Raw genomic sequence first — 22,471 nt, 5'->3', positions numbered from 1 at the left:
CTCCAAAGCGCCCCCGCGGAGACCCGCCGCACGCCCCCTCCGTACCCCTAAAGTAGGCGGACATGCAGGTCATCCAGTCCAGCAAGCTCGCCAATGTCTGCTACGACATCCGGGGCCCGGTGCTCGACGAGGCGATGCGGCTGGAGGAACAGGGCCATCGCATCCTCAAGCTCAACACCGGCAACCCGGCCACCTTCGGTTTCGAGGCGCCCCCGGAGATCCTCCAGGACATCCTGCGCAACCTCGCCACCGCGCACGGCTACGGCGACTCCAAGGGTCTGCTCTCCGCCCGCCGCGCGGTGGTCATGCACTACGAGGAGCGCGGGCTGCACGGCCTCTCCGTCGACGACGTCTTCCTCGGCAACGGGGTCTCCGAACTGATCCAGCTGGCGATGACCGCGCTGCTGGACGACGGCGACGAGGTGCTCGTCCCGGCCCCGGACTACCCGCTGTGGACCGCCTCGGTCTCGCTGTCCGGCGGCACCGCGGTGCACTACCGGTGCGACGAGCAGTCCGAGTGGTACCCGGACCTCGCCGACATCGAGGCCAAGGTCACCGACCGGACCAGGGCCATCGTGGTGATCAACCCGAACAACCCGACCGGCGCCGTCTACCCGCGCGAGGTGCTGGAGGGCATCGCGGAGATCGCCCGCCGGCACGGTCTGGTGGTCTACGCGGACGAGATCTACGACAAGATCCTCTACGACGACGTCGAGCACGTCCCGCTGGCCACCCTGGCCCCGGACCTCTTCTGCGTCACCTTCAACGGGCTGTCCAAGGCGTACCGGGTCGCGGGCTTCCGCTCCGGCTGGATGGTGCTGTCCGGCGACCGGACCCGGGCCCGCAGCTACATCGAGGGCCTGACCGTGCTCGCCTCGATGCGGCTGTGCGCCAACATGCCCGCGCAGCACGCGGTGGCCGCCGCGCTCGGCGGACGGCAGTCGATCCGCGACCTGGTCCTGCCCGGCGGCCGGCTGCACGCCTCGCGCGACGCCGCGCACGAGCTGCTGAACCGGATCCCGGGGGTCAGCTGCGTCAAGCCCAAGGGCGCGCTGTACGCCTTCCCCCGGCTGGACCCCAAGGTCCACAAGATCAAGGACGACGCCCGGATGGTGCTCGACCTGCTGCGCTCCCAGCGCATCCTGCTGGTCCAGGGCACCGGCTTCAACTGGCCCGAGCCGGACCACTTCCGGCTGGTCACGCTGCCCCGGGCGGAGGAGATCACCGACGCGGTGACCCGGATCGGCGACTTCCTGGACGGCTACGTCCAGCCGTAGCGGTCGGGCGGGAAAACACTACGGCCGGAGTTCCGGCCCGGGCGATCTCCTTGGTCGGGGGAAAATCGCCCGGCGGAACTCCGGCCGTCCTGCCGCTCGGCGGGGCGCGCGGTTCGTGCCGCGCGCCCGCCTCTGTCGCGGCTGAGGCTCAGGCTCAGCCGAGACGCGCGACGAGGTTCCGGTACTCGTCCCACAGCTCCTTCGGGGTGTGGTCGCCGAAGGTCTCCAGGTGGGCCGGCACGAGGGCGGCCTCCTGGCGCCAGATGTCGGCGTCCACGGTGAAGAGCAGGTCGAGGTCCTCCTTGGACAGGTCCAGGCCGCCGAGGTCGAAGCCGTCGACGGTCGGCAGCACGCCGATCGGGGTCTCGACGCCCTCGCCGGTGCCCTCCAGGCGCTCGACGATCCACTTGAGCACGCGGCTGTTCTCGCCGTAGCCGGGCCAGACGAACTTGCCCTCGGCGTTCTTGCGGAACCAGTTGACGTAGTAGATCTTCGGCAGCTTGGCGGCGTCCGCCTGGGCGCCGACCTTCAGCCAGTGGGCGAAGTAGTCGCCCATGTTGTAGCCGCAGAACGGCAGCATCGCGAACGGGTCGCGGCGCAGCTCGCCGACGGTGCCCTCGGCGGCGGCGGTCTTCTCGGAGGCGATGTTGGCGCCCAGGAAGACGCCGTGCTGCCAGTCGAAGGACTCGGTGACCAGCGGGACGGCGGTGGCGCGGCGGCCGCCGAACAGGATCGCCGAGATCGGCACGCCCGCCTGGTCCTCCCACTCCGGGGCGATGGTCGGGCACTGCGCGGCCGGGACGGCGAAGCGGGCGTTCGGGTGGGCGGCCGGGGTGCCGGACTCGGGGGTCCAGTCGTTGCCGCGCCAGTCCGTCAGGTGTGCCGGGGGCTCCTCGGTGAGGCCCTCCCACCACACGTCGCCGTCGTCGGTGAGGGCGACGTTGGTGAAGACGGTGTTGCCCCAGAGGGTGTCGATGGCGTTGGCGTTGGTGTCCACGCCGGTGCCGGGGGCGACGCCGAAGAAGCCCGCCTCGGGGTTGATCGCGTAGAGGCGGCCGTCCTCCTTGTTGAACCGCATCCAGGCGATGTCGTCGCCGATCGTCTCGACCTTCCAGCCCGGGACCGTCGGCTGGAGCATGGCCAGGTTGGTCTTGCCGCAGGCCGAGGGGAAGGCGGCCGCGACGTACTTGGCCTCGCCGTTCGGCGGGGTGAGCTTCAGGATGAGCATGTGCTCGGCCAGCCAGCCCTCGTCGCGGGCCATGGTCGAGGCGATGCGCAGCGCGTAGCACTTCTTGCCGAGCAGGGCGTTGCCGCCGTAGCCCGAGCCGAAGGACCAGATCTCCTTGGTCTCCGGGAAGTGCGAGATGTACTTGGTGGTGTTGCACGGCCACGCCACGTCCGCCTGGCCCTCGGCGAGCGGGGCGCCGACGGTGTGCACGGCCTTGACGAAGTCGCCGTCCTCGCCGAGCTGGTCCAGCACGGCCTGGCCCATGCGGGTCATCACGCGCATCGAGACGGCGACGTAGGCGGAGTCGGTGATCTCGACGCCGTACGCGGCCAGCGGGGAGCCGACCGGGCCCATCGAGAAGGGCACGACGTACATCGTGCGGCCCTTCATCGCGCCGCGGAACAGGCCCTGCTCGCCCTGGAAGACCTCCCGCATCTCGGCGGGGGCCTTCCAGTTGTTGGTCGGTCCGGCGTCCTTCTCCTGCTCGGAGCAGATGTAGGTGCGGTCCTCCACGCGCGCCACGTCCGAGGGGTCCGAGGCGGCGTAGTAGGAGTTGGGGCGCTTCTCCTCGTTGAGCTTCTTGAAGGTGCCCTGCGCCACCAGCAGGTCCGCGAGGCGCTGGTACTCCTCGTCGGAGCCGTCGCACCACTCGATGCGGTCCGGCTGGGTGAGCTCGGCGATCTCGCTCACCCAAGCGAGCAGCTGCTTGTGGCGGGTGGGCGCGGATGCGCTGAGAGCAGAGATCTCGTACGACACGATCGCTCCGTTTCACGCCATCTCGGCGAGGAGACGGCGTCGCGGGGGTCTGAGGGTGCTTGCAGCGTAGCTCCGGACTCAAGGCCGGAACGCGGCGAAGCGTCGAAATTGACGCATCTTTTACTACAGCAGGTATGGTTACCAGCCGGTAATACGCCAAGCACACCCGCGACGGAGTGTGCGGGGCCACACTCCAAATACTCCAAAACGTCCAAGAGTGACGATCGCCACTTCCTACGCGCCAGTAACCTACGGCAGCGTAGGTAGCCGGTAGCATGCTGCGCATGACTGTTGCCGCGCTCGCGGAGAGTGCACCCACGGAGAGCAAGCCGAAGTGGCGCGGCTGGCTGCACGCCGCGATGTTCCCCGCCACGGTGGCCGCCGGGATCGTGCTGATATCCCTGGCCGACTCCACGCCCGCCAAGATCGCCTGCGCGATCTACTCGGTCAGCGCCTGGCTGCTGTTCGGGGTCAGCGCGGTGTACCACCGCTTCGACTGGGGCCCGCGCGGGGACGCCGTGCTGCGCCGGCTGGACCACGCGAACATCTTCCTGATCATCGCGGGCACCTACACGCCGTTCACGATGCTGCTGCTCGACGGCGCCGACCAGCAGGTGCTGCTCTGGGCGGTCTGGGGCGGCGCACTGGCCGGGATCGCGTTCCGGGTGTTCTGGGTCGGCGCGCCGCGCTGGCTGTACACGCCGGTGTACCTCGCGCTGGGCTGGGCCGCCGCCTTCTTCCTGCCGGACTTCCTGCGCACCGGCGGGGTCGCCGTCCTGGTGCTGATGATCGTCGGCGGGGTGCTCTACAGCATCGGCGGCGTGGTGTACGGGCTCAAGCGGCCCAACCCCTCACCGCGCTGGTTCGGGTTTCACGAGGTGTTCCACGCCTTCACCCTGGGCGCGTTCATCGTCCAGTACGTCGGCGTCTCACTGGTGGCGTACAGCACGGCCGGCTGATCCCGGCGCGCCCCGGCGGGCGGTCGAACGGTCCACGGACCGCGCGGCCGCCCGCTGCGCCGTCCAGGGCCGCTCGTACGGGGCCCGGATCTGCGGGCGGCGCGGGTAGGACGAGTGGTCGAGGCCGTCGGGCTCCGGCTGCGGGCCGGGGCCCTGCAGCGGGCCGTGGGCGTCGTGGTGCCCGCCGTGTGCGAGGTGCTGTTCCCCGTGCGACTCCCGGGAGGGCTCGCCGGACCGCCGGCGGGGCTCGGGCGGCGACCCGGCCGGCCCCGGGAGCGCCGCGGACCCGGGCCGCCCGGGCGCGCCGGCCGAGCGGTCCCGCGCCTGCCGGGCGTCCAGCGCCTCGCGGGCCCGGCGGCAGCGCTCGCAGTGCGCCGCGTCCGGGATGCCGCGGCGCGGGCGGTGCCGGACCGGGGCCGGCTCGCCGCGCAGCGCCCGCCAGCGGCGGGCGACGTAGACCATCAGCAGCAGGGTCTCCACCCCGGCCACCGCCAGGACCAGCGCGGCGCCGTTGATCAGGTAGGCCGCGACCACGGCCAGCGCAGAGCCCACCACCACCGCCGAACCCCACACCTGGGCGCTCGTCTGCTTGTCGTCCGCGTCGGCCACTCCGGTCCCCTTTCCCGGTGCCGGGCTCGTGGTCGGCTGCCGCCGCCCCACCTCTTCTCCGCTCTCGGCACGCGTCGGCCAGCACTGACCGATTGCCACATGGTATCTACCGTCAGTCATGGCCGACTGCCCCGGGGCGGCGAACGACAGATCAACGTTGCGTCAATTCCTTGTGTGGAAGCGGCACTTCCAGGACACATCACGGAGGGTAGCCGAAGGGGCGGTGGGCGGCCGAGACCCGGCCGCCCACCGCCCCTCTCTCTTGGGTGTCCGCTTTCCTGCGTGCCCGCTCGCCTGCGTGTCCGCTCTCGTGCGTGTTCGCTCTCGTGCGTGGCCCGTTCTCCCGTGTGTCCGGCGGGTGCGGATCGCGGGGCCCGGCCCGACCGGCCGGGCCCCGCCTGCCGTCAACCGCGGCGGACGCCCGCCCTCCTCCGCCGCAGCACGGCACCCGCGCCCACGAGCGCGGTGGCTCCCAGGGCGGCCGCCGCCGTCACGGCCGGCAGCGCCGAACCGCCGACCGCGGGCCCCGGTGCGGCCGCGAGCTCGGGTGCCGCTCCGAGCTCGGGCGCGGCCCCGGCGAGCGGTGCGGCGTCCACCTGGTAGCCGCCGCCCCGGCCCGCCCGGTCGTACGCCGAGCCGGGCAGCTTGTCCCCGTACCGCTGGTGCACCAGCTGCTGGTACGCGGCCAGCGTGACCCCGCCCGCGCCCACCGAGCGCCGGGCCTCGTCGTCCAGCGGCAGCACCCGGCCGTCGCGCAGCACGTACCAGGCGTTGACCTGCGGTTCGCGGAAGGCGGTGCCGCCGCCGCTGCCGGCGGCCTTCGCCGCGTAGTCGCCCTCGTCACCGCCCGAGGCGATGTTGACCACCTTCCAGCCCCCGTCCTGCCGGACGGTCCAGACCGAGGCGCTCTGCCCGTCCGCCGCGACCACCGTGCTGGCGGTGAACTCGGCCTTCGCCACCGGCGCTCCCGGGGTGCCGGCCACGAAGCCGGGGTCCAGGAGGTAGACCGGGACGGTGTCGCCGGCCAGCCGTGGCGCGGCCGCGTCCGCCGCCCGGGCCTCCTCGGCGGCGCCGATGGTCAGCTGCTGGGTCGGCGGGACGCCCTTGCGGGCGAAGAAGTGGCCGACCTTGTCGAGGACGGCCGGGTCCTGGACGGCGTTGCGGGCCTGCGCCAGTTCGGCGGCGGGCACCGGGGCCGGGGCGGCGGCGGCCTGCGCGACCGGGGCGGCGGGGGCGGCCGGCTCGGCGGCGTGCCCGGCCGGGGCGAGCGACAGCGCGAGGCCGACGGTGAACAGGGTGCCGGCGGCGGCGGTGACGGCGGTCGCGGCCCGACGGCGGCTCTTGATCTCGGTCATGGTCGCCCTCACGCGCCGATCCGGTACAGGGAGTGGGTCCACGAGAACGTGTTGTTGTTCACGTAGTACCAGTAGTCCGCCCAGTTGTAGCGGTAGTTGGAGGGCCACGGGTCGCCCCAGTAGACCCAGTTGTTCCCGGTGTCGTAGCCGTACAGGACGTGCATGTGGCCGCCGCCCGAGCTCCACTGGATGCGCGTCTCGATCGGACGGTTGGCGTTCACCTCGGACTGCACGGTGCTGTAGTTCAGGTACCCGTTGACGTACGAGCCCGGGTTGATGCCGACCCAGTCCAGCCCGTTCTGCACATCGCCCAGCGTGGCCTGGTTGTTGGGGCAGCTGGAGTTGGCGGAGCGGCCGAACGCGGCGTTGCAGAACTGGTTCTGGCTGTAGTTGTAGCCGAACCAGGTGGCGATGGTGTTCCCGCTCGCCGCCCAGCACCAGTTGGTCTGCTGTTGCTGCTGCATGGTGATGTTGAGCTTCTTGTACGTGCCGGCCAGGTCGGCCGTACTGCCGGGCGCGGCGGCCGGGCGGACCTGGTGGACCTGCTGTGCGGCCCGGTCCTGGGCTTGGACCTGCTGCCCGGCCGGGGCGGCGATCGCGGGTGCGGCCATCGCGGCGGTGAGCGCCGGGCCCAGCACGCCGAGGGCGAGAACGGAGACCGCGCGGCGCAGCCGTATCCGTGGAACTGGCATGGGGGAATGCCTCCTTGCACGAGTGGAGCGAGGTGCTGTGTGGGGGCGCGGTCCGGATCGCGCCCCGAGCATCGCGCCTTGTCAGAGGCGGGTCAACGGCCTTCGGCGGGGCCCGGGCCGGGATGTGAACGGGCGGGCGCGGATGTGAACGGCGCCCCGGAAACCCCCGCGCGGCAGGCCCGGACCGGTGACAAACCACCGCACCGATGTGAATATTCACGGTCAAACGCCGGTCCGGCCGAGCCGCCCGCGCGCCGGACCCGCCCGCCCCAGGAGGCCGCCATCCACAGGAGCGACCCAGCCGACCTCGCCGCCGCCCTGCGCACCGGCCCCTTCCACCTGGCCCTGCGCACCGCGATCTCCACCCGGGGCCTCGCCCTGCACCGCATCCGCCGCCATCTCGCGCTGCGCGGCGTCAACGTCGGCCTGACCAGCCTCAGTTACTGGCAGCAGGGCCGCCGCCGCCCGGAACGCGCCGAGTCCCTGCGCGCCGTCGCCGCCCTCGAAGAGGTCCTCGACCTGCCCGAGCACTCGCTCACCCGGCTGCTCGGCCCCCGCCGCGCCGCCGACCCCGCCCCGGCCGGACCGCCCGTGCGCCCCTACCGCGACCTGATCTCCCCCGCCGTGGCCGTCGACGACCTGCTCGCCACCCTGGCCGGTCCGCGCGACACCGGGCTGCACACCATCACCCACATCGAGCGCATCCGGATCGGCCCCGACCGCCAGCTCGCCCGCCGCGACTCCCAGCACGCCCTGCGCGCCCACCGCGACGGCATCGACCGCTACCTCGCCCTCTACCAGGGCGACCCGGGCAGCGACATCACCCGGGTCGGCGTCCGCGCCGAGGAGAACTGCCGCCCCGGCCGCATCCGCCGTGACCAGGCCCACCACCTGCTCGCCGCCGAACTCCTCCTCGACCGCCGCCTACGCGCCGGCGACACCCACCTGCTCGGCTACGGCTTCGACGACGCCCCCTCCCCCGTCCCCAGCTGCGAATACGTCCGCGGCTTCAACTCCGGCGCGGGTCAGTACGTCCTCCAGGTCACCTTCGACCCCGCCGCCCTGCCCGTCCGCTGCCACCGCTTCGCCCTCCACTCCCCCGGCGCCGTCCCGTACGAGAGCGAGGAACTCACCCTCGACGGCCACCACTGCGTCCACCTGGTGGCCACCGCCCTGCGCCCGTGCCTGCTGGGGATCCGCTGGGACTGGGAGTGACGGCCGGTCGGCCGGCGGGCACACCGGCGAGGGCCGACCGGTCGGCGGCGCACCCCGTGGGGACGGCCGACCGGCCGGCGGCGCACCCGGGTGGGGACGGCCGACCGGCCGGCGGCGCACCCGGGCGGGGGGCCGACCTGGGCTCCCTCGCCGACGACTGTCCGGGCGCCGCCGGAGCGCGCCCCTACTCGGCCGCCACGCCCAGCTTCCCGGCCAGCGCCGCCGGATCGGTCGTCGGGGCGTCACAGGCGAAGTGCCGGCAGACGTACGCGGCGGGCGCCCCGCCGACCAGTGGCCGGTCGGCCAGCAGCGGCACCTCGGTCCCGCCGGGCGCACCGACCGCGACCACCGCCCCCGGCGCCGTCCCGAGCAGCGCCGCCCGGCGCAGCGCCGCGGTGGCCGGGTCGCCGTCCGGGCCGACCACGGCGACCTCGCGCGGCCCGTCGAGCAGCGCCTCGGCGACGGCGAGGCCCCAGCCGATGAACCGCGGTGCCCGGCCGGCGAGCGCGCCGACCACGCCGAGGGCCCGCTCGGCGGCGGTGCGGTGCCGGTCGGAGCCGGTGTACGCGGCGTACGTGAGCAGGGCGCCGGCGGCGGCCGTCCAGCCGGACGGGGTGGCGTTGTCGGTCGGGTCCTGGGGGCGGCGGATCAGCTCCTCGGCGTCGTCGGCGGTGTCGTAGAGCGCGCCGGACGCCTCGTCGGTGAAGTGCTTGAGCACGGTGTCGAGCAGGCCGCCGGCCAGCTGGAGCCAGGAGGCCTCGCCGGTGACGGCGTACAGCGCGAGGAAGCCCTCGGCGGTGTCCGCGTAGTCCTCCAGCACGCCGGCGTTGGCACCGGCGCGGCCGTCCCGGGAGGTGCGCAGCAGCCTGCCGTCCGCGGTGAGGTGGACGGCGAGCAGCAGGTCGGCGGCGCGTTCGGCGGCCTCGATCAGGTCGGGGCGGTCCAGCAGCGCGCCGGTTTCGGCGAGCGCGGCGACGGCCAGGCCGTTCCAGGCGGCGACCACCTTGTCGTCCCGGGCCGGGGCGGGCCGGGACGCCCGGGCCTCGGCCATCCGCGCCCGGATCGTCTCGTACTCGGCGACGTCCTCCGGGTCGGCGAGGAGCTGGAGCACCGAGGTGCCGTGCTCGAAGGTGCCCTCGGCGGTGACGGTGAACAGCCGGGCGGCGGTGGCCGCGTCGGCCGGGCCTAGCAGGTCGACCAGCTGGCCGGGCTCCCACACGTAGTAGGCGCCCTCGACGGACTTCCCGGTCTCCTCGTCCAGGCTGTCGGCGTCCAGCGCGGAGGCGAACGCGCCCTCGGGGGTGCGCAGTTCGCGCAGCAGGAAGTCCGCCGTGGACAGCGCGACCCGGCGGGCCGGCTCCGAGCCGGTGGCCCGCCACAGGTGCAGGTAGGCGCGCAGCAGCAGGGCGTTGTCGTACAGCATCTTCTCGAAGTGCGGCACCACCCAGCCGGCGTCCACCGCGTACCGGGCGAAGCCGCCGCCGAGCTGGTCGTGGATGCCGCCGCGGGCCATCGCCTCACCGGTGCGGACGGCCATCTCCAGCGCCGCCTCCGAGCCGGTCCGGGCGTGGTGGCGCAGCAGGAACTCCAGCACCATGGCCGGCGGGAACTTGGGCGCGCCGCCGAAGCCGCCGCGGCTCTGGTCGAAGTCCCGGCTGAGGGTCACCAGCGCCTGGTGCAGGTCCGCCTCGCCGGGCGGGTTGTGCGCACCGGCCGAGTAGACGGCGGCCCGCTCGGCCAGGTCGGCCCGGATCCGTCCGGCCACCTGGCCGACCTCCTCCCGCCGGTCCCGCCAGGCGGCCTCCACGCCCTCCAGCACCTGCCGGAACGACGGCATCCCGTGCCGGGGCTGCGGCGGGAAGTAGGTGCCGAAGTAGAACGGCTCCTTGTCGGGGGTGAGGAAGACCGTCATCGGCCACCCGCCCTGCCCGGTCGCGGCCTGCACCGCCTCCATGTACACGGCGTCGACGTCCGGCCGCTCCTCCCGGTCCACCTTCACCGGCACGAACCGCCCGTTGAGGTACTCGGCGAGCCCGGCGTCCTCGAAGCTCTCGTGCGCCATGACGTGGCACCAGTGGCAGGCGGCGTAGCCGACGCTCAGCAGTACCGGCACCCCGCGGCGCCGGGCCTCGTCGAAGGCCTCCGGCCCCCAGGGCCACCAGTCCACGGGGTTGTCGGCGTGCTGGAGCAGGTACGGCGAGGTCGCGTCCGCGAGACGGTTCGGCATGCCCCCATCCTCGCGCATCCGGCGGCCGGAGCGCGGCAGGTCAGGCCGGTCCGGACCAGTAGCTGATGCCCAGGTTGGCGTCGAAGGTGCGCATCCGCCCGAGCACCTGGTCGGGCGTCGGGCCGAGGAGTTCGTCGACGATGCGGCCGTCGGCGAGGAAGACGACGCGGTCGGCGTAGGAGGCCGCCACCGGGTCGTGGGTGACCATCACGACGGTCTGGCCGAGTTCCCGGACGCACCGGCGCAGCAGGCCGAGGATCTCGGCGGCGGAGCGGGAGTCCAGGTTGCCGGTCGGCTCGTCGGCGAAGACGACCCGGGGCCGGCCGACCAGTGCCCGGACGCAGGCGACGCGCTGCTGCTGGCCGCCGGAGAGCTGGGCCGGGCGGTGGCCGAGCCGGGCGCCGAGGCCGGCCGCCTCGATCAGGGTCTGCAGCCACTGCCGGTCGAGGCTGCGGCCGGCCAGGGTGAGCGGCAGGGTGATGTTCTCCGACACCGTCAGGGTGGGGATCAGGTGGAAGGCCTGGAAGACGAAGCCCACGTGGTCGCGGCGGAGCCTGGTCAGTTGGCCGTCGCTCAGCCGGGTGAGGTCCACGTCGCCGATCCGGGCGGAGCCCGAAGTGCAGGACTCCAGCCCGGCGAGGCACTGGAGCAGGGTGGACTTGCCCGAACCGGACGGGCCCATGATCGCCGCGAACTCCCCCTCCCGGAAGGCCACCGAGACCCGCTCCAGCGCCACCACCTGGGCCTCGCCCGAACCGTGCACCTTGGTGAGGTCGACGGCCGCCGCGGCGGCCGGGCCGTGGTTCGCGGCGCGGCGCGGGCCTCCGGGGAGGGGAGGGCCTCCGGGGAGGGACGGGTGCTCGGTCATCGGTGGTGCTCTCCTCGGCTGGAACGCGGGCGACGGTCAGGACTGGGGTCGGGTCGGGGGCCGGACGGGCCGGCGGGCGGCCGCAGGCCGGTGCCCGCGCCCAGCAGGGCGAGCGAGCGGACCGCGAGCTCCCGCCCGGCCGCGGCCGGGCGTCCCTGGTGGCCGCCGCTGTCGTGGTGGTCGAGCAGGACCGGTGCGGCCCCGGTGCCGGCCTGCCCGAGCGCCGCGCAGAGCTTCCAGGCGTGCCAGGGCGGCACCCGCGCGTCGTTCGCCCCGGTGGCGAACAGCACCGCCGGGTACTCCGTCCCGGGCACCACCCGGTGGTACGGGGAGTAGTCGAGCAGGGCCCGCAGCATCCCCGGGTCGGCCGGGTCGCCGTACTCCTCCGTCCAGAGCCGGCCGAGGCCGCCGACCTGGTAGCGGGCCAGATCGGTGAGCGGGGCCGCGCACACGGCGGCGGACAGCAGCCCGGGCTCGCGGGTGAGCGCCGCGGCGACCACCAGTGCCCCGTTGCTGGCGGCCAGCGCGCCCAGCCCGCCGGCCGGGGCCTCGCCGCGTTCGACCAGCATCGCGGCGGCGGCCCGGAAGTCGTCCACGGTGGTGTTCTTGCCGGGGCCGCGGCCGGCGGCCGCCCAGGCGGGGCCGAGTTCGCCGCCGCCGCGGGCGTGCACCCAGGCGATCCGGCCGCCGGCCCGCAGCCAGGCCTCCATGGCCGGGTCCCAGCTCGGTTCCAGGGGGATGCCGAAGCCTCCGTAGACGGTGAGCAGGGTGGGGGCGGGGCGGCCGTGGTCCCGCGGCCCGGGGTCGCAGACCGTCACCGGGACGGGCGTGCCGTCCCGGCCGACGGCGGTGAGGGTGCGCAGCGCGGCGCGGTGCTCGGGCGGTTCGACCGGGCCGGTGCCGTCCAGCCTCCTGGTCCAGGTGCCGTACCGGGGGTCGTCGGCGAGCAGCCAGACCGACCCGCCGACCCGCCCGTCCCGATCGTACGGGGTGGCGCCGAGGCGCAGCCGGGCAGGCCAGTGCAGCGCGGTGGCGGCGGCCGGTGCCCCGTCAGGTGCTCGGCCGGGTACTCCGCCCGGCGTCCCGTCCGGCCGGAGCTCGTCCAGCCGGAGGACGTCGAGCCGGTGGGTGGTCCCGAGCCGGCGGAGCAGCGCCAGGGCGGGCGTCCGGCCGGGCCCGAGCACCCGCAGGGCGGTGACCGGGCCCTCGGTCGGCGCTCCGGCGGCGGGCGGCGCCACGACGGCGGGCCGGCCGGCGGTGCCCCGGGCGAGCCCGTCCAGGTCCAGCGCGAGCAGCTCGTCGGCGGCGAGGAAGCAGACGGTCTCGTTCAGGTCGAACGCGGTGACCCGTCGGCCGTCCAGGTCCAGCGGCTGCCAGTAGGGCACCGTCCGGCCGGTGCACCGGGTGACCCACCAGCGCACCGGGCCGGACGGCTGCGGGCGGGTGCGCAGCAGCAGGTTCCCGCCGGGCCCGCCGTGGAGGGTGAGCCGGACCGGCCCGGACACCGGCAGGGCGAGCCGGCGGGCGGGCCCGTCGACCGGGTGACGCGCCACCAGGGTGTGCTCGGTACGGGTGCCGGCGGTGTACACCAGCGCCTCGCCGACGAAGGCGAGGGTCGCGTACGGGGCGGCGTCGGGCAGGTGGTGGGGCCGGCCGCCGGGCCGGGTGGGGAGCAGGTGCAGGCCGCCGTTCTCGGCTCCGTCCCGGTGCAGTTGGACGGCGACGAACCCGCCGTGCGGCGCGGGCTGCCAGCCCCTCCAGCACCGGGGCGTCCCAGCGGATCTGCGGGTGCAGCGTGCCGAGCAGCGCGTCCACCCCGCCGCGGCCGGCGATCCGGCGCCGGACGTCCCGCTCCGCCTCCAGCCGGGACCGGACGTCCGCCCAGCAGGGCCGCAGCGCCACCCGGTGGAACTCGCGGACCGCCGCGGCGACATCGGCCCGCCGGACCACCGGCTCGGCCCCGCCGGCACCCCCGGCACCGGCACTGTCGCCACCATCCGCACCCCCGGAGTCCCCCGCCCCGCCCGGCGCCCCGTCGTCGGTGACCGTGACCCGCAGCGCCGACCGCCCGCCGTGCCGGGCCGCACCGACCTCGATCGCCACCTCCCGGGCCCCGGGCGCGTGCCGGCGCACGTTGGTCAGCGCCTCCACCACCAGCCGGTAGCCGAGCCCGCTGATCGCCGCCGGCAGCTCCGCCAGCTCGGCCTCGGCCGGAGCCTCCAGCCGCACCCGCGCGGAGCCGCTGCGGGTGAACCGCTCGGCCAGCGCGGGCAGTTCGCTCAGGTCGCGGCGCAGACTGCGCACGCCGGGCCCGCCCGCCGCCGACCGCCCCGTCCCCCCGGCCGCCGCCGGGTCCGCGACCGCCGCCCCGAACCGCCCGCGCGGCTCCGGGTCGCCGTCGTCCGCCGCGAAGACCTGCACGGTCCGGTCCATGGTGATCAGCGCCTGCCGGCCGGCCGCCTCGATCCCGGCCAGCAGCTCGACCACCTGCCGGGGGTCCTGCTGGGCCAGCACCTGCGCGGCCTGGGCCAGCACCACCACCCCGGTGACGTCGTGCGCGGCGAAGTCGTGCAGGTCGCGGGCCAGGTCCAGGCGCTGCGCCCGCCGTTCGGCCGCCACCGCGGCCCGGGCCCGGGTGTCCATCGAGCGCAGGTAGCAGCCCGCCCCGACCACCGCGCAGGACAGCAGGGCCGAGGTCAGGCAGAGCTTGGTGGTCACGGAGGGCGGGGCCGGCGGGTCGGCCCACACCCCGGCCCGCAGCGGCACCAGCGCCACCGCCACGACCAGCAGCGCGCCGTGGCCGAAGGCCGCCGCCGCCGGGGGCCTGCGCACCGCGGGGACGATCAGGGCCAGCAGCGCCACGGTCTCCAGCAGCCACCAGGACTCGATGGCGCCGGACGCCGGTCCGCGGTAGCCGGCGGTCACCAGCAGCGAGACGACGCCGGCGGCCAGCACCGAAGGGCCGACCGCGCGCACCCGCCCCGGGGCCCAGAGCGCCGGCAGCAGCCCGGCCACCACCGTCACCACAGCGGATCCGACGATCAGCGGCCCCGGGTCCCCCAGCCCCGCCGCCGCGGCCGCCAGCACCCCCGCCACCGCCGTTCCGTACCCCGCCCTGCGCACCACGGTGTGCCACGACCACGTCATGGTCCGGGATCCTACGAAGCCGGACGGCCCGGCAGGGCGGCTTCGCCGAAGGCCGGTTCCCCGCGGGGGACCGGCCGACGGCTCACTCCTTCGGGGCCTCCGGCTGCTCGACGAAGTCGACCTTCTTGAACTGCTTGTTCATGGACTTGGCCAGGAACCAGGTCGCGACGCCCAGGGCGGCGAAGACGACGAAGCCGAGGAGGCCGGGGGTGACCTTGGCGTCGTCGACGGCGAGGTCAGCGGCGAGGTGGACGAGGTTCACGGAGGCACTCATATCTCTATGGTGGCCCGGCTCACGCGGAGCCGGGCCGTCGGGGGGTCGTTCAGTCGCGCGTGTCGGCGGCCTCGGCCGCCAGGGTGGGGGTGCGCAGGCCGGCGAACAGGTCGTCCTCCGGCAGGTCCACGTCGACCAGGGTACGGGCGAGTTCGTAGTCCTCGGTGGGCCAGACCTCCCGCTGCACCTCCAGCGGGACGCGGAACCACGGGCCGTCCGGGTCGATCTGGGTCGCGTGGGCGATCAGCGCGCGGTCGCGGGTCTCGAACCAGTCGCCGCAGCGGACCCGGGTGGTGATCTCGCGCTCCTTGCGGCCGCTCTTCTCCCACCCCTCGATCCACTCGCCGTACGGCGACTCGTGGCCGTGCTCGGTGAGGTACTCGTGCAGGGCCCGGATGCGGCCCATCGGGAAGCCGTGGTTGTAGTACAGCTTGAGCGGCTGCCAGGGCTCGCCGGCCTCCGGGTAGGCGTCCGGGTCACCCGCGGCGTCGAAGGCCAGCATGGTGATCTTGTGGGTCATGATGTGGTCGGGGTGCGGGTAGCCGCCGTTCTCGTCGTAGGTCGTGATGACCTGCGGCTTGAACTCGCGGATCAGCCGGACCAGCGGCTCCGCCGCCTCCTTGACGTCCTGGAGGGCGAAGCACCCCTCGGGCAGCGGGGGCAGCGGGTCCCCCTCGGGCAGACCGGAGTCCACGAAGCCCAGCCAGGCCTGCTCGACGCCGAGGATCGCCCGCGCCTCGTCCATCTCCTTGCGGCGCACCTCGTGGATGTTCTCCTCGATGTACGGGTCCCCCTGGAGCTTGGGGTTGAGGACCGACCCGCGCTCGCCCCCCGTGCAGGTGGCCACCAGCACGTCCACGCCCTGCTCGACGTACATGGCCATGGTGGCCGCGCCCTTGCTGGACTCGTCGTCCGGGTGGGCGTGCACCGCCATCAGTCGCAACTGCTCAGTCAACGCCTTGCGTTCCTTCCACACTCGTCGGGCGTTCCGCGGAGTCCGGGTCCGCCCACCGTACGAACCGCTCACTACGGGACCGCGTCGCCGCGGGGCCGGGCCGCTGAACGTCTCCGGCGCGGCCGGGCCCTGCCCCCGCCGGACCGGCCGCGGGCGTGCCCCTCCTATAGTGACGGACTGGAGGAGCGTCGCATTCCCCCGCACCACCCGCGCGGCCCCTCCCCCAGGAGAGGACGGAGTCCGATGAGTGCAGGCACCACCGCCACCGGTCTGCCCGAGGGGCGTTACGGCCGCGGCGGCGACCGCGACCCGGACCGCCGCCTGAAGGTGGTCGGCGCGGTCTGCGGCGTGCTCGGCCTGGGCCTGGTCGCCTGGCTGGGCGGCTCCTACCTGCTGCGCGAGTCGAAGATCAACGGCTCGGTGCCGACCTTCCAGGTGCTCTCCGACTCCGAGGTCCAGCTGCACCTCACCGTGCGCAAGGGCGACGGGCAGGCCGGCACCTGCACGGTCCGCTCGCAGTCCGACGACCACGCGGTGGTCGGGGTGGCCGACTTCCCGGTCCCGGCGGCCGGCTCCAGCTACGACGCGGTGGTCACCCTGCGCACCACCTCGCGCGGCACCACCGCCGAGCTGCTGGGCTGCACCCCGGCCAAGTAGCGCGCCCCGAACGGCGCACGGCGGCCGGGGCCCGCGCACCGGGCGACGCGCCCGGGCGACACCCGCGCGACACCCGGCCGACGCGCCCGGGCGGCGCACCCGCCACCGCCCCGCGCCGAGCGGCGCGCACCCCCGGCGACACGCGCCCCGGGCCGCGCGCCCACCCCCGGTAGCGCGCATATTCGATCCGGAGAGCGGGCATCCGTAGAGGGTCCCGCACTCCGTTGCCGTACACCCGGGCGTCATGCCGCCGTCAATGGCGCGCAAACGGCTCTCCCGCTTGTCAGCAGGACTTGTTAGGCTCGTGGTTTCGCCCCTTCCGCACCGGATGGTACGGGAGCGGGCGTTGCTTTGTAGTTGAGACCGATATCACCACCGACCCTGCTGACGACTCACACCCTCAGCACAGCCCCAGCACCTACGAGGAGCACCCGTGACCCAGACCAGTGAGAACGTGACCTGGCTCACTCAGGCCGGCTACGACCAGCTCAAGGCCGAGCTGGACCACCTGACCGGGCCCTGGCGCATCGAGATCGCCCAGAAGATCGAGGCGGCGCGCGAGGAGGGCGACCTCAAGGAGAACGCCGGCTACCACGCGGCGAAGGAGGAGCAGGGCAAGTACGAGCTGCGCATCCGCCAGCTGACCCAGCTGCTGGAGCGCGCCAAGGTCGGCGAGGCGCCGGCCGACTCGGGCGTGGTGGCCCCGGGCATGGTCGTCACGGTCGCCTTCGACGGCGACGAGGACGACCTCATGGAGTTCCTGCTCGCCTCGCGCGAGGTGGCGGGCTCCGACACGCTGGACGTCTACTCCCCGCAGTCGCCGCTGGGCCGCGCGATCGACGGCAAGAAGATCGGCGACGAGGCCACCTACGAGCTGCCTAACGGCAAGCCGGCCATGGTGAAGATCGTCAAGGTCGTGCCGCACGCCGGCTGATCCGGCCGCACGGCACGAGGGCGGCCGCGGAAGTCCGGGACTTCCGCGGCCGCCCTCGCACGTTCCGGGCCGCGCCCGCCGGCCGGCCAAGACGCGGTGCCCGTCAGGCGGTGGACGAGCGGTACTTGCGCACCGCCAGCCAGGAGAACACCGCGGTGATCACGACCGACCAGAGCACCGACACCAGCGCCGCGTGCTGCATCGGCCAGGCGTCGTCCACCGGCCCGACCTGGTTGCCGAACAGCACCCGGCAGGCCTGCACGGTGGCGCTGAACGGGTTCCAGTACGCGACCCCCTGCAGCCAGCCCGGCATCGAGGTGACCGGCACGAAGGCGTTGGACACGAAGGTCAGCGGGAACAGCCAGATCAGCCCGGCCGAGGTGGCCGCCTCGGGGCTGCGCACCGACAGGCCGATCAGCGCGCCGATCCAGGAGAAGGCGTAGCCGAGCAGCAGCAGCAGCCCGAACGCGCCGAGCGCCTTGAACGCGCCCTCGTGGATCCGCCAGCCGACCAGCAGCGCGACCAGCGCCAGCACGACCAGGATGAACGCGGTCTGGCACAGGTCCGCGAGGGTGCGGCCGACCAGCACCGCCGACCGGGCCATCGGCAGCGAGCGGAACCGGTCCACCAGCCCCTTGCTCATGTCCTCCGCGATGCCCGCCGAGGCACCGGCCACGGCGAAGGTGACGGTCTGGGCGAAGATGCCGGCCATCAGGAACTGGATGTACGTGTCCGAGCTGGAGCTCGCACCGGGGATCTTGATCGCCCCGCCCATCACGTACGAGAACAGCAGCACGAACATGACCGGCTGCATCAGCCCGAAGACCACGATCTCCGGGATGCGGGTCATCCGGCGCAGGTTGCGCTTGGCGACCACCCAGGAGTCGTGCAGGGCGGCGGCGGCCCCCCGGCGCTGCCGGGGCATCGCCGGGCCGATGGCGTGCTCGGTGGCGGTGCCCATCTCAGCTCTCCTTCCCGGCCGCGACGGCCGCCTGCTCGTCCGGGCCCGACCCGTTCGCGCCGTCCCTGCCCCGGCCGCGTCCGTCGGGGCCGGGGGCGCCCTCGTCCTCGGCCCGCTCCTCGGCGACGTGGCCGGTGAGGGTGAGGAAGACGTCGTCCAGGGTCGGGCGGCGCAGCCCGATGTCGTCCATCTCGATCCCGCGGGAGTCCAGTTCGCGGATCGCGTCGGCGAGCACCCGGGCGCCGCCGCTGATCGGCACGGTGATCCGGCGGGTGTTCTTCTCCACCGTCGGCTCGCCCAGCGCGTAGCCGGAGAGCGCGGCGACGGCGTCGGACATCCGGCCGGGCTCGTGCACCACGACCTCGATCCGCTCGCCGCCGATCTGCGCCTTGAGCTGGTCGGCCGTGCCGCGGGCGATCACCCGGCCGTGGTCGACCACCGCGATGTCGTGGGCGAGCCGGTCGGCCTCCTCCAGGTACTGGGTGGTGAGCAGCAGCGTGGTGCCCTGCTCGACCAGCGTCTCGATGACCTCCCAGAGCGCGAGCCGGTTGCGCGGGTCGAGGCCGGTGGTCGGCTCGTCCAGGAACATCACCGGCGGCCGGACGACCAGCGCGGCGGCGAGGTCCAGGCGCCGGCGCATGCCGCCGGAGTAGGTCTTGGCGGTGCGGTCCTTGGCCCCGGTGAGGTTGAACCACTCCAGCAGCTCCAGCGCGCGGGCCTTCGCGGCGCGGTTGCTCATCTGGTAGAGCTCGCCGACCATGGTGAGGTTCTCGAAACCGGTCAGGTACTCGTCGACCGCCGCGTACTGGCCGGACAGGCCGATCAGGCTGCGGACCCGGTTGGGGTGCTTGAGCACGTCGACCCCGGCGACCACCGCGCGGCCGGAGTCGGGACGGAGCAGGGTGGTGAGGACCCGCACGGTGGTGGTCTTCCCGGCGCCGTTCGGGCCGAGCAGCCCGAGCACCGTGCCCTCGGGGACGTCGAGGCTGACGCCGTCCAGGGCTCGTACGTCGCCGAAGGTCTTCACCAGGTTCTCGGCTTGGATGGCTGGCGCCATGGCCTTGCCTCATCTCCTCGAACGTATGGGGCGATCTGTCCCACTCTGCCCTGTTTCCGGGCACGCGGGCGACTCGATTCCCGACCCGTGGGACCAGAACGCGATGTATCGCGAGTCTCCCAGTACGCGATATATCGCGTCAAGGGATCCGGCTCGGTCGGCGACGGTTCAGGGCCGGTCCGAGACGGATCAGGGCCGGCCGGCGACGGACCGGGCTCAGTCGGAGACCACGTACCCCGCGTCCCGCAGCTCCCCCACCACCAGCGCGCAGTGCTCCGGCCCCTTGGTCTCCAGGTGCAGGTCCACCTCGACCTCGGTCAGCCCGAGCCGCGGGTCGGTCCGCACGTGCGCCACGTCCAGCACGTTGGCGTCCACCCTGGTCAGCACCCCCAGCAGGTCCGCCAGCGCACCCGGCTTGTCCGCCAGCCGCACCCGCAGCGACAGGTAGCGGCCGGCCGCCGCCAGCCCGTGCCGCAGCACCCGCTGCATCAGCTGCGGATCGATGTTGCCGCCGGACAGCACCGCCACCACCGGGCCCTCGAAGGAGTCCGGCCGCTCCAGCAGCGCCGCGATCGGGGCCGCCCCGGCCGGCTCGACCACCAGCTTCAGCCGCTCCAGCCCGAGCAGCAGCGCCCGCGAGAGCGCCTCCTCGGAGACCGTGCGGATGCCGTCCGCCAGCGTGTCGACCACCTCGAACGGGATGTCGCCGGGGCGTCCGACCATGATCCCGTCCGCCATGGTGGCGAAGTGCTCCAGCGACACCGGCCGCCCGGCCGCCAGCGAGGGCGGGTACGCCGCCGCGCCGGCCGCCTGCACCCCGACCACCCGGACGTCCGGCCGCAGCGGCTTGACCGCCGCCGCGATCCCGGCCAGCAGCCCGCCGCCGCCCACCCCGACCAGGACGGTCCGCACCTCCGGGCACTGCTCCAGGATCTCCAGGCCGACGGTCGCCTGGCCGGTGACCACGTCCCAGTGGTCGAAGGGGTGGATGAACACCGCGCCGGTCGCCTCCGCGTACTGCTGCGCGGCCTGCAGCGCCTCGTCCACGGTGGCGCCGTGCAGCCGCACGTCGGCGCCGTACTCCCGGGTGGCCGCGACCTTCGGCAGCGGCGCCGCGACCGGCATGAACACCGTGGAGCGCACGCCCAGCAGCGCGGCCGCCAGCGCCACCCCCTGGGCGTGGTTCCCGGCGCTCGCCGCCACCACCCCGCCGGCCCGCTGCACCGGCGAGAGTCCCGCGATCCGCACGTACGCCCCGCGCAGCTTGAAGGACCCGGTGCGCTGGAGGTTCTCGCACTTCAGGTGGACCGGTGCGCCGATCAGCCCGGAGAGGTGCCGGCTGCCCTCCATCGGGGTCACCCGGGCGACCCCGGCGAGCATCTTCTGGGCACCGCGGACGTCGTCGAGGGTGATCGGCCAGTTGCGCATGGCGTCAGCCTACGGGCGGGGTGGCGGCAATCCGGGATGCCGGGCCTGTTCCCGGGCCCGCCCGGCCCGCGTACCCTGCTGGTTCTGAGCCTCCCTCACCGCACGACGATCGTGAGCCGCGATGACGACGACCTCGCCCCAGGCCACCGACCGCACCGACCCCGTGCACACCCAACTCCAGTACCAGCTGGCGGTGTTCGCGCGCCGCATGGAGCAGGTCCGGACCTCCGGCGGCGGGGTCGGAGCGCTGGACCGGGCCGCCTACCTGCTGCTCGACCGGCTGGACCGGCACGGGCCGGCCAACGTCAAGGCGCTGGCCGAGGCGCTGGGCGTGGACTCCTCGACGGTGACCCGCCAGGTCGCCCCGCTGGTCGCGGCCGGACTGGTCGGCCGGGTGCAGGACCCGGCCGACCGCCGCGCCGTACGGCTCGCGCTGACCTCGCACGGCGCCGGCCGGCTCGCCGAAGTCCGGGACGGCCGGGCCGAGTTGACCCGCCGCCTGGTGGCCGGCTGGCCGCCGGAGGAACAGCGAGCGTTCTGCGCCCTGCTGGCCCGCTTCAACCTCGCGATGGAGTCGTACACGGCGGACCAGCAGGGGCAGTTCGGGGCCGCTGGGCCCCAACGGCCTTAGCCGAGCGCCTGCTTGAGGTCGGCCAGCAGGTCGTCGATCGACTCGATGCCGACCGAGACGCGCACCAGGTCGGACGGCACCTCCAGGGCCGAGCCCGCCACCGAGGCGTGGGTCATCCGGCCCGGGTGCTCGATCAGCGACTCGACGCCGCCGAGCGACTCGCCGAGGGTGAACAGCTGCGCGCGGTTGCAGACCTCGACGGCCGCCTCCTCGCCGCCGGCGACCCGGAACGAGACCATGCCGCCGAAGGCCTTCATCTGCTTGGCCGCGATGTCGTGGCCGGGGTGCTCCGGCAGGCCCGGGTACAGCACCTGGCTGACCTTCGGGTGGCTCGCCAGCAGCTCGGCGACCTTCTCCGCGTTGGCGCTGTGCCGGTCCATCCGGACGCCCAGCGTCTTGATGCCGCGCAGCACCAGCCAGGCGTCGAACGGGCCGGAGACGGCGCCCATCGCGTTCTGGTGGTACGCGACCTCCTCGCCGAGGGCCGCGTCGGCCAGCACCAGCGCACCGCCGACCACGTCCGAGTGGCCGCCCATGTACTTGGTGGTGGAGTGCACGACCGCGTCCGCGCCGAGCGAGATCGGCTGCTGGAGGTACGGGCTGGCGAAGGTGTTGTCGACCACCAGGAGTGCGCCGGCACCGTGCGCGATCTCGGCCAGCGCGGTCAGGTCGGTGATGCCCAGCAGCGGGTTGGACGGGGTCTCCACCCACACCGCGCGGGTGTTGGGGCGCAGCGCCGCGCGGACGGTGGCCAGGTCCTGGGTGTTGGCCACCGAGAACTCGACGCCCCAGCGGGTCAGCACCTTGGCGAACAGCCGGAAGGTGCCGCCGTAGGCGTCGTTGGGGATGACGATGTGGTCGCCCGGCTTGAGGACGGTGCGCAGCAGGGTGTCCTCGGCGGCGAGGCCGGAGGCGAAGGCGAGGCCGCGGGCGCCGCCCTCCAGCGCCGCGAGGCACTCCTCCAGCGCGGTGCGGGTCGGGTTGGCGCTGCGACTGTACTCGTAGCCGCCCCGCAGGCCGCCCACCCCGTCCTGCTTGTACGTGGACACCTGGTAGATCGGCGTGACGACGGCCCCGGTCTGGGGATCTGCTTCCTGACCCGCGTGGATGGCGAGAGTCTCGAAGCCCTGAGGAAGCTGGTGCTCGGTCATGGGTCCGAGCCTAGTGTGCGAACGCCGCCGTGCCCGCACGAACCGGCAACCGGGAGGAACCCGCAGGTGGGAGCGGGGGTGCGGCGGGCC

General features: G+C 74.1%; 20 protein-coding genes and 1 pseudogene. 7 read left to right on the top strand and 14 right to left on the bottom strand.

What is annotated here, in order from left to right:
- Positions 1–62 precede the first annotated feature (62 nt).
- Entirely contained in the window at positions 63–1,277 is a 1,215-nt protein-coding gene (locus ACFY0X_RS06570) for a pyridoxal phosphate-dependent aminotransferase (RefSeq protein ID WP_387749697.1), read from the top strand.
- Between the two features lie 154 nt (positions 1,278–1,431).
- Here the strand turns inward: ACFY0X_RS06570 and ACFY0X_RS06565 are convergent, their stop codons facing one another.
- Positions 1,432–3,261 (bottom strand): phosphoenolpyruvate carboxykinase (GTP), encoded by a 1,830-nt coding sequence (locus ACFY0X_RS06565; protein ID WP_387749694.1) that lies wholly within the window; start codon positions 3,259–3,261, stop codon positions 1,432–1,434.
- A gap of 275 nt (positions 3,262–3,536) precedes the next feature.
- Between ACFY0X_RS06565 and ACFY0X_RS06560 the strand changes: the two genes are divergently transcribed.
- Entirely contained in the window at positions 3,537–4,220 is a 684-nt protein-coding gene (locus ACFY0X_RS06560) for a hemolysin III family protein (RefSeq protein ID WP_387749691.1), read from the top strand.
- Here ACFY0X_RS06560 and ACFY0X_RS06555 read toward each other — a convergent pair.
- The 3 genes from ACFY0X_RS06555 to ACFY0X_RS06545 all read right to left on the bottom strand — a co-directional run bounded on the left by ACFY0X_RS06555 (position 4,191) and on the right by ACFY0X_RS06545 (position 6,876).
- Positions 4,191–4,829: a hypothetical protein gene (locus tag ACFY0X_RS06555; RefSeq protein ID WP_387749688.1), complete on the bottom strand. Its 639-nt coding sequence runs from the start codon at positions 4,827–4,829 to the stop codon at positions 4,191–4,193. The genes ACFY0X_RS06560 and ACFY0X_RS06555 overlap by 30 nt on opposite strands.
- Before the next feature lie 404 nt (positions 4,830–5,233).
- On the bottom strand, positions 5,234–6,184 hold the full coding sequence (locus ACFY0X_RS06550; protein WP_387749685.1) for a hypothetical protein: 951 nt from the start codon (positions 6,182–6,184) through the stop codon (positions 5,234–5,236).
- An 8-nt stretch (positions 6,185–6,192) separates the two neighbouring features.
- Positions 6,193–6,876 carry a papain-like cysteine protease family protein gene (locus ACFY0X_RS06545; RefSeq protein WP_387749682.1) on the bottom strand — a complete coding sequence of 228 codons (684 nt, stop codon included), beginning with the start codon at positions 6,874–6,876 and terminating at the stop codon, positions 6,193–6,195.
- 282 nt (positions 6,877–7,158) lie between these two features.
- Between ACFY0X_RS06545 and ACFY0X_RS06540 the strand changes: the two genes are divergently transcribed.
- A complete protein-coding gene (locus ACFY0X_RS06540) occupies positions 7,159–8,091 on the top strand; it encodes a hypothetical protein (protein WP_387750570.1) in 933 nt (310 codons plus the stop codon).
- A 184-nt stretch (positions 8,092–8,275) separates the two neighbouring features.
- Here the strand turns inward: ACFY0X_RS06540 and ACFY0X_RS06535 are convergent, their stop codons facing one another.
- From ACFY0X_RS06535 to ACFY0X_RS06520, 4 genes and pseudogenes are all read right to left on the bottom strand, one after another.
- Positions 8,276–10,318: a thioredoxin domain-containing protein gene (locus ACFY0X_RS06535; protein ID WP_387749679.1), complete on the bottom strand. Its 2,043-nt coding sequence runs from the start codon at positions 10,316–10,318 to the stop codon at positions 8,276–8,278.
- Between the two features lie 40 nt (positions 10,319–10,358).
- On the bottom strand, positions 10,359–11,186 hold the full coding sequence (locus tag ACFY0X_RS06530; protein WP_387749676.1) for an ABC transporter ATP-binding protein: 828 nt from the start codon (positions 11,184–11,186) through the stop codon (positions 10,359–10,361).
- Complete coding sequence (locus ACFY0X_RS06525) at positions 11,183–12,775, bottom strand: prolyl oligopeptidase family serine peptidase (protein WP_387749673.1); 1,593 nt, start codon at positions 12,773–12,775, stop codon at positions 11,183–11,185. The genes ACFY0X_RS06530 and ACFY0X_RS06525 overlap by 4 nt, the downstream gene beginning before the upstream one ends.
- Before the next feature lie 832 nt (positions 12,776–13,607).
- Positions 13,608–13,829, bottom strand: a pseudogene (locus ACFY0X_RS06520) (histidine kinase); the annotation flags it as partial.
- Between the two features lie 64 nt (positions 13,830–13,893).
- Between ACFY0X_RS06520 and ACFY0X_RS06515 the strand changes: the two are divergent.
- Entirely contained in the window at positions 13,894–14,100 is a 207-nt protein-coding gene (locus tag ACFY0X_RS06515) for a hypothetical protein (RefSeq protein ID WP_387750625.1), read from the top strand.
- A 315-nt stretch (positions 14,101–14,415) separates the two neighbouring features.
- On the opposite strand, the gene ACFY0X_RS06510 is transcribed toward ACFY0X_RS06515, so the two are convergent.
- Both ACFY0X_RS06510 and mca read right to left on the bottom strand, forming a co-directional pair.
- A complete protein-coding gene (locus ACFY0X_RS06510) occupies positions 14,416–14,607 on the bottom strand; it encodes a hypothetical protein (RefSeq protein WP_387749670.1) in 192 nt (63 codons plus the stop codon).
- Positions 14,608–14,656: 49 nt separating this feature from the next.
- Positions 14,657–15,562, bottom strand: coding sequence for a mycothiol conjugate amidase Mca (gene mca / locus ACFY0X_RS06505; RefSeq protein WP_387749668.1), 906 nt, complete (start codon positions 15,560–15,562; stop codon positions 14,657–14,659).
- A gap of 243 nt (positions 15,563–15,805) precedes the next feature.
- On the opposite strand from mca, the gene ACFY0X_RS06500 reads away from it, so the two are divergent.
- Together ACFY0X_RS06500 and greA are read left to right on the top strand one after the other, a co-directional pair.
- On the top strand, positions 15,806–16,219 hold the full coding sequence (locus ACFY0X_RS06500) for a DUF4307 domain-containing protein (RefSeq protein WP_387749665.1): 414 nt from the start codon (positions 15,806–15,808) through the stop codon (positions 16,217–16,219).
- Between the two features lie 433 nt (positions 16,220–16,652).
- Positions 16,653–17,153 (top strand): transcription elongation factor GreA, encoded by a 501-nt coding sequence (gene greA / locus ACFY0X_RS06495; protein ID WP_387749662.1) that lies wholly within the window; start codon positions 16,653–16,655, stop codon positions 17,151–17,153.
- Positions 17,154–17,256: 103 nt separating this feature from the next.
- Here greA and ACFY0X_RS06490 read toward each other — a convergent pair whose 3' ends face one another.
- The 3 genes from ACFY0X_RS06490 to ilvA form a co-directional block, all read right to left on the bottom strand.
- The gene (locus tag ACFY0X_RS06490) at positions 17,257–18,114 is read right to left on the bottom strand and encodes an ABC transporter permease (RefSeq protein ID WP_387749659.1); all 858 of its coding nucleotides are present in this window, start codon (positions 18,112–18,114) and stop codon (positions 17,257–17,259) included.
- A 1-nt stretch (position 18,115) separates the two neighbouring features.
- On the bottom strand, positions 18,116–19,171 hold the full coding sequence (locus ACFY0X_RS06485) for an ATP-binding cassette domain-containing protein (protein WP_387749656.1): 1,056 nt from the start codon (positions 19,169–19,171) through the stop codon (positions 18,116–18,118).
- A gap of 216 nt (positions 19,172–19,387) precedes the next feature.
- Positions 19,388–20,599 (bottom strand): threonine ammonia-lyase, encoded by a 1,212-nt coding sequence (gene ilvA / locus ACFY0X_RS06480; RefSeq protein WP_387749654.1) that lies wholly within the window; start codon positions 20,597–20,599, stop codon positions 19,388–19,390.
- Positions 20,600–20,720: 121 nt separating this feature from the next.
- Here ilvA and ACFY0X_RS06475 point away from each other — a divergent pair, with 121 nt between their 5' ends.
- Entirely contained in the window at positions 20,721–21,230 is a 510-nt protein-coding gene (locus ACFY0X_RS06475) for a MarR family winged helix-turn-helix transcriptional regulator (RefSeq protein ID WP_387749651.1), read from the top strand.
- Here the strand turns inward: ACFY0X_RS06475 and ACFY0X_RS06470 are convergent.
- Positions 21,227–22,381 (bottom strand): cystathionine gamma-synthase, encoded by a 1,155-nt coding sequence (locus ACFY0X_RS06470; protein WP_387749648.1) that lies wholly within the window; start codon positions 22,379–22,381, stop codon positions 21,227–21,229. The two genes, ACFY0X_RS06475 and ACFY0X_RS06470, sit on opposite strands and share 4 nt — an antisense overlap.
- Positions 22,382–22,471: the final 90 nt, after the last annotated feature.

It is taken from the genome of Kitasatospora sp. NPDC001547, from assembly GCF_042894165.1.
GTDB lineage: Bacteria > Actinomycetota > Actinomycetes > Streptomycetales > Streptomycetaceae > Kitasatospora.
The sequence above is the reverse complement of the archived record's forward strand: the minus strand, read 5'-3'. Positions and strand labels throughout refer to the sequence as shown.

Coding starts and splice junctions, on each gene's coding strand:
- ACFY0X_RS06510 (WP_387749670.1), bottom strand. CDS start 14,607: ATGAGTGCCTCCGTGAACCTCGTCCACCTCGCCGCTGACCTCGCCGTC.
- ilvA (WP_387749654.1), bottom strand. CDS start 20,599: ATGCGCAACTGGCCGATCACCCTCGACGACGTCCGCGGTGCCCAGAAG.
- ACFY0X_RS06560 (WP_387749691.1), top strand. CDS start 3,537: ATGCTGCGCATGACTGTTGCCGCGCTCGCGGAGAGTGCACCCACGGAG.
- ACFY0X_RS06485 (WP_387749656.1), bottom strand. CDS start 19,171: ATGGCGCCAGCCATCCAAGCCGAGAACCTGGTGAAGACCTTCGGCGAC.
- ACFY0X_RS06500 (WP_387749665.1), top strand. CDS start 15,806: ATGAGTGCAGGCACCACCGCCACCGGTCTGCCCGAGGGGCGTTACGGC.
- ACFY0X_RS06545 (WP_387749682.1), bottom strand. CDS start 6,876: ATGCCAGTTCCACGGATACGGCTGCGCCGCGCGGTCTCCGTTCTCGCC.
- ACFY0X_RS06470 (WP_387749648.1), bottom strand. CDS start 22,381: ATGACCGAGCACCAGCTTCCTCAGGGCTTCGAGACTCTCGCCATCCAC.
- ACFY0X_RS06550 (WP_387749685.1), bottom strand. CDS start 6,184: ATGACCGAGATCAAGAGCCGCCGTCGGGCCGCGACCGCCGTCACCGCC.
- ACFY0X_RS06490 (WP_387749659.1), bottom strand. CDS start 18,114: ATGGGCACCGCCACCGAGCACGCCATCGGCCCGGCGATGCCCCGGCAG.
- ACFY0X_RS06570 (WP_387749697.1), top strand. CDS start 63: ATGCAGGTCATCCAGTCCAGCAAGCTCGCCAATGTCTGCTACGACATC.
- ACFY0X_RS06530 (WP_387749676.1), bottom strand. CDS start 11,186: ATGACCGAGCACCCGTCCCTCCCCGGAGGCCCTCCCCTCCCCGGAGGC.
- ACFY0X_RS06475 (WP_387749651.1), top strand. CDS start 20,721: ATGACGACGACCTCGCCCCAGGCCACCGACCGCACCGACCCCGTGCAC.
- ACFY0X_RS06535 (WP_387749679.1), bottom strand. CDS start 10,318: ATGCCGAACCGTCTCGCGGACGCGACCTCGCCGTACCTGCTCCAGCAC.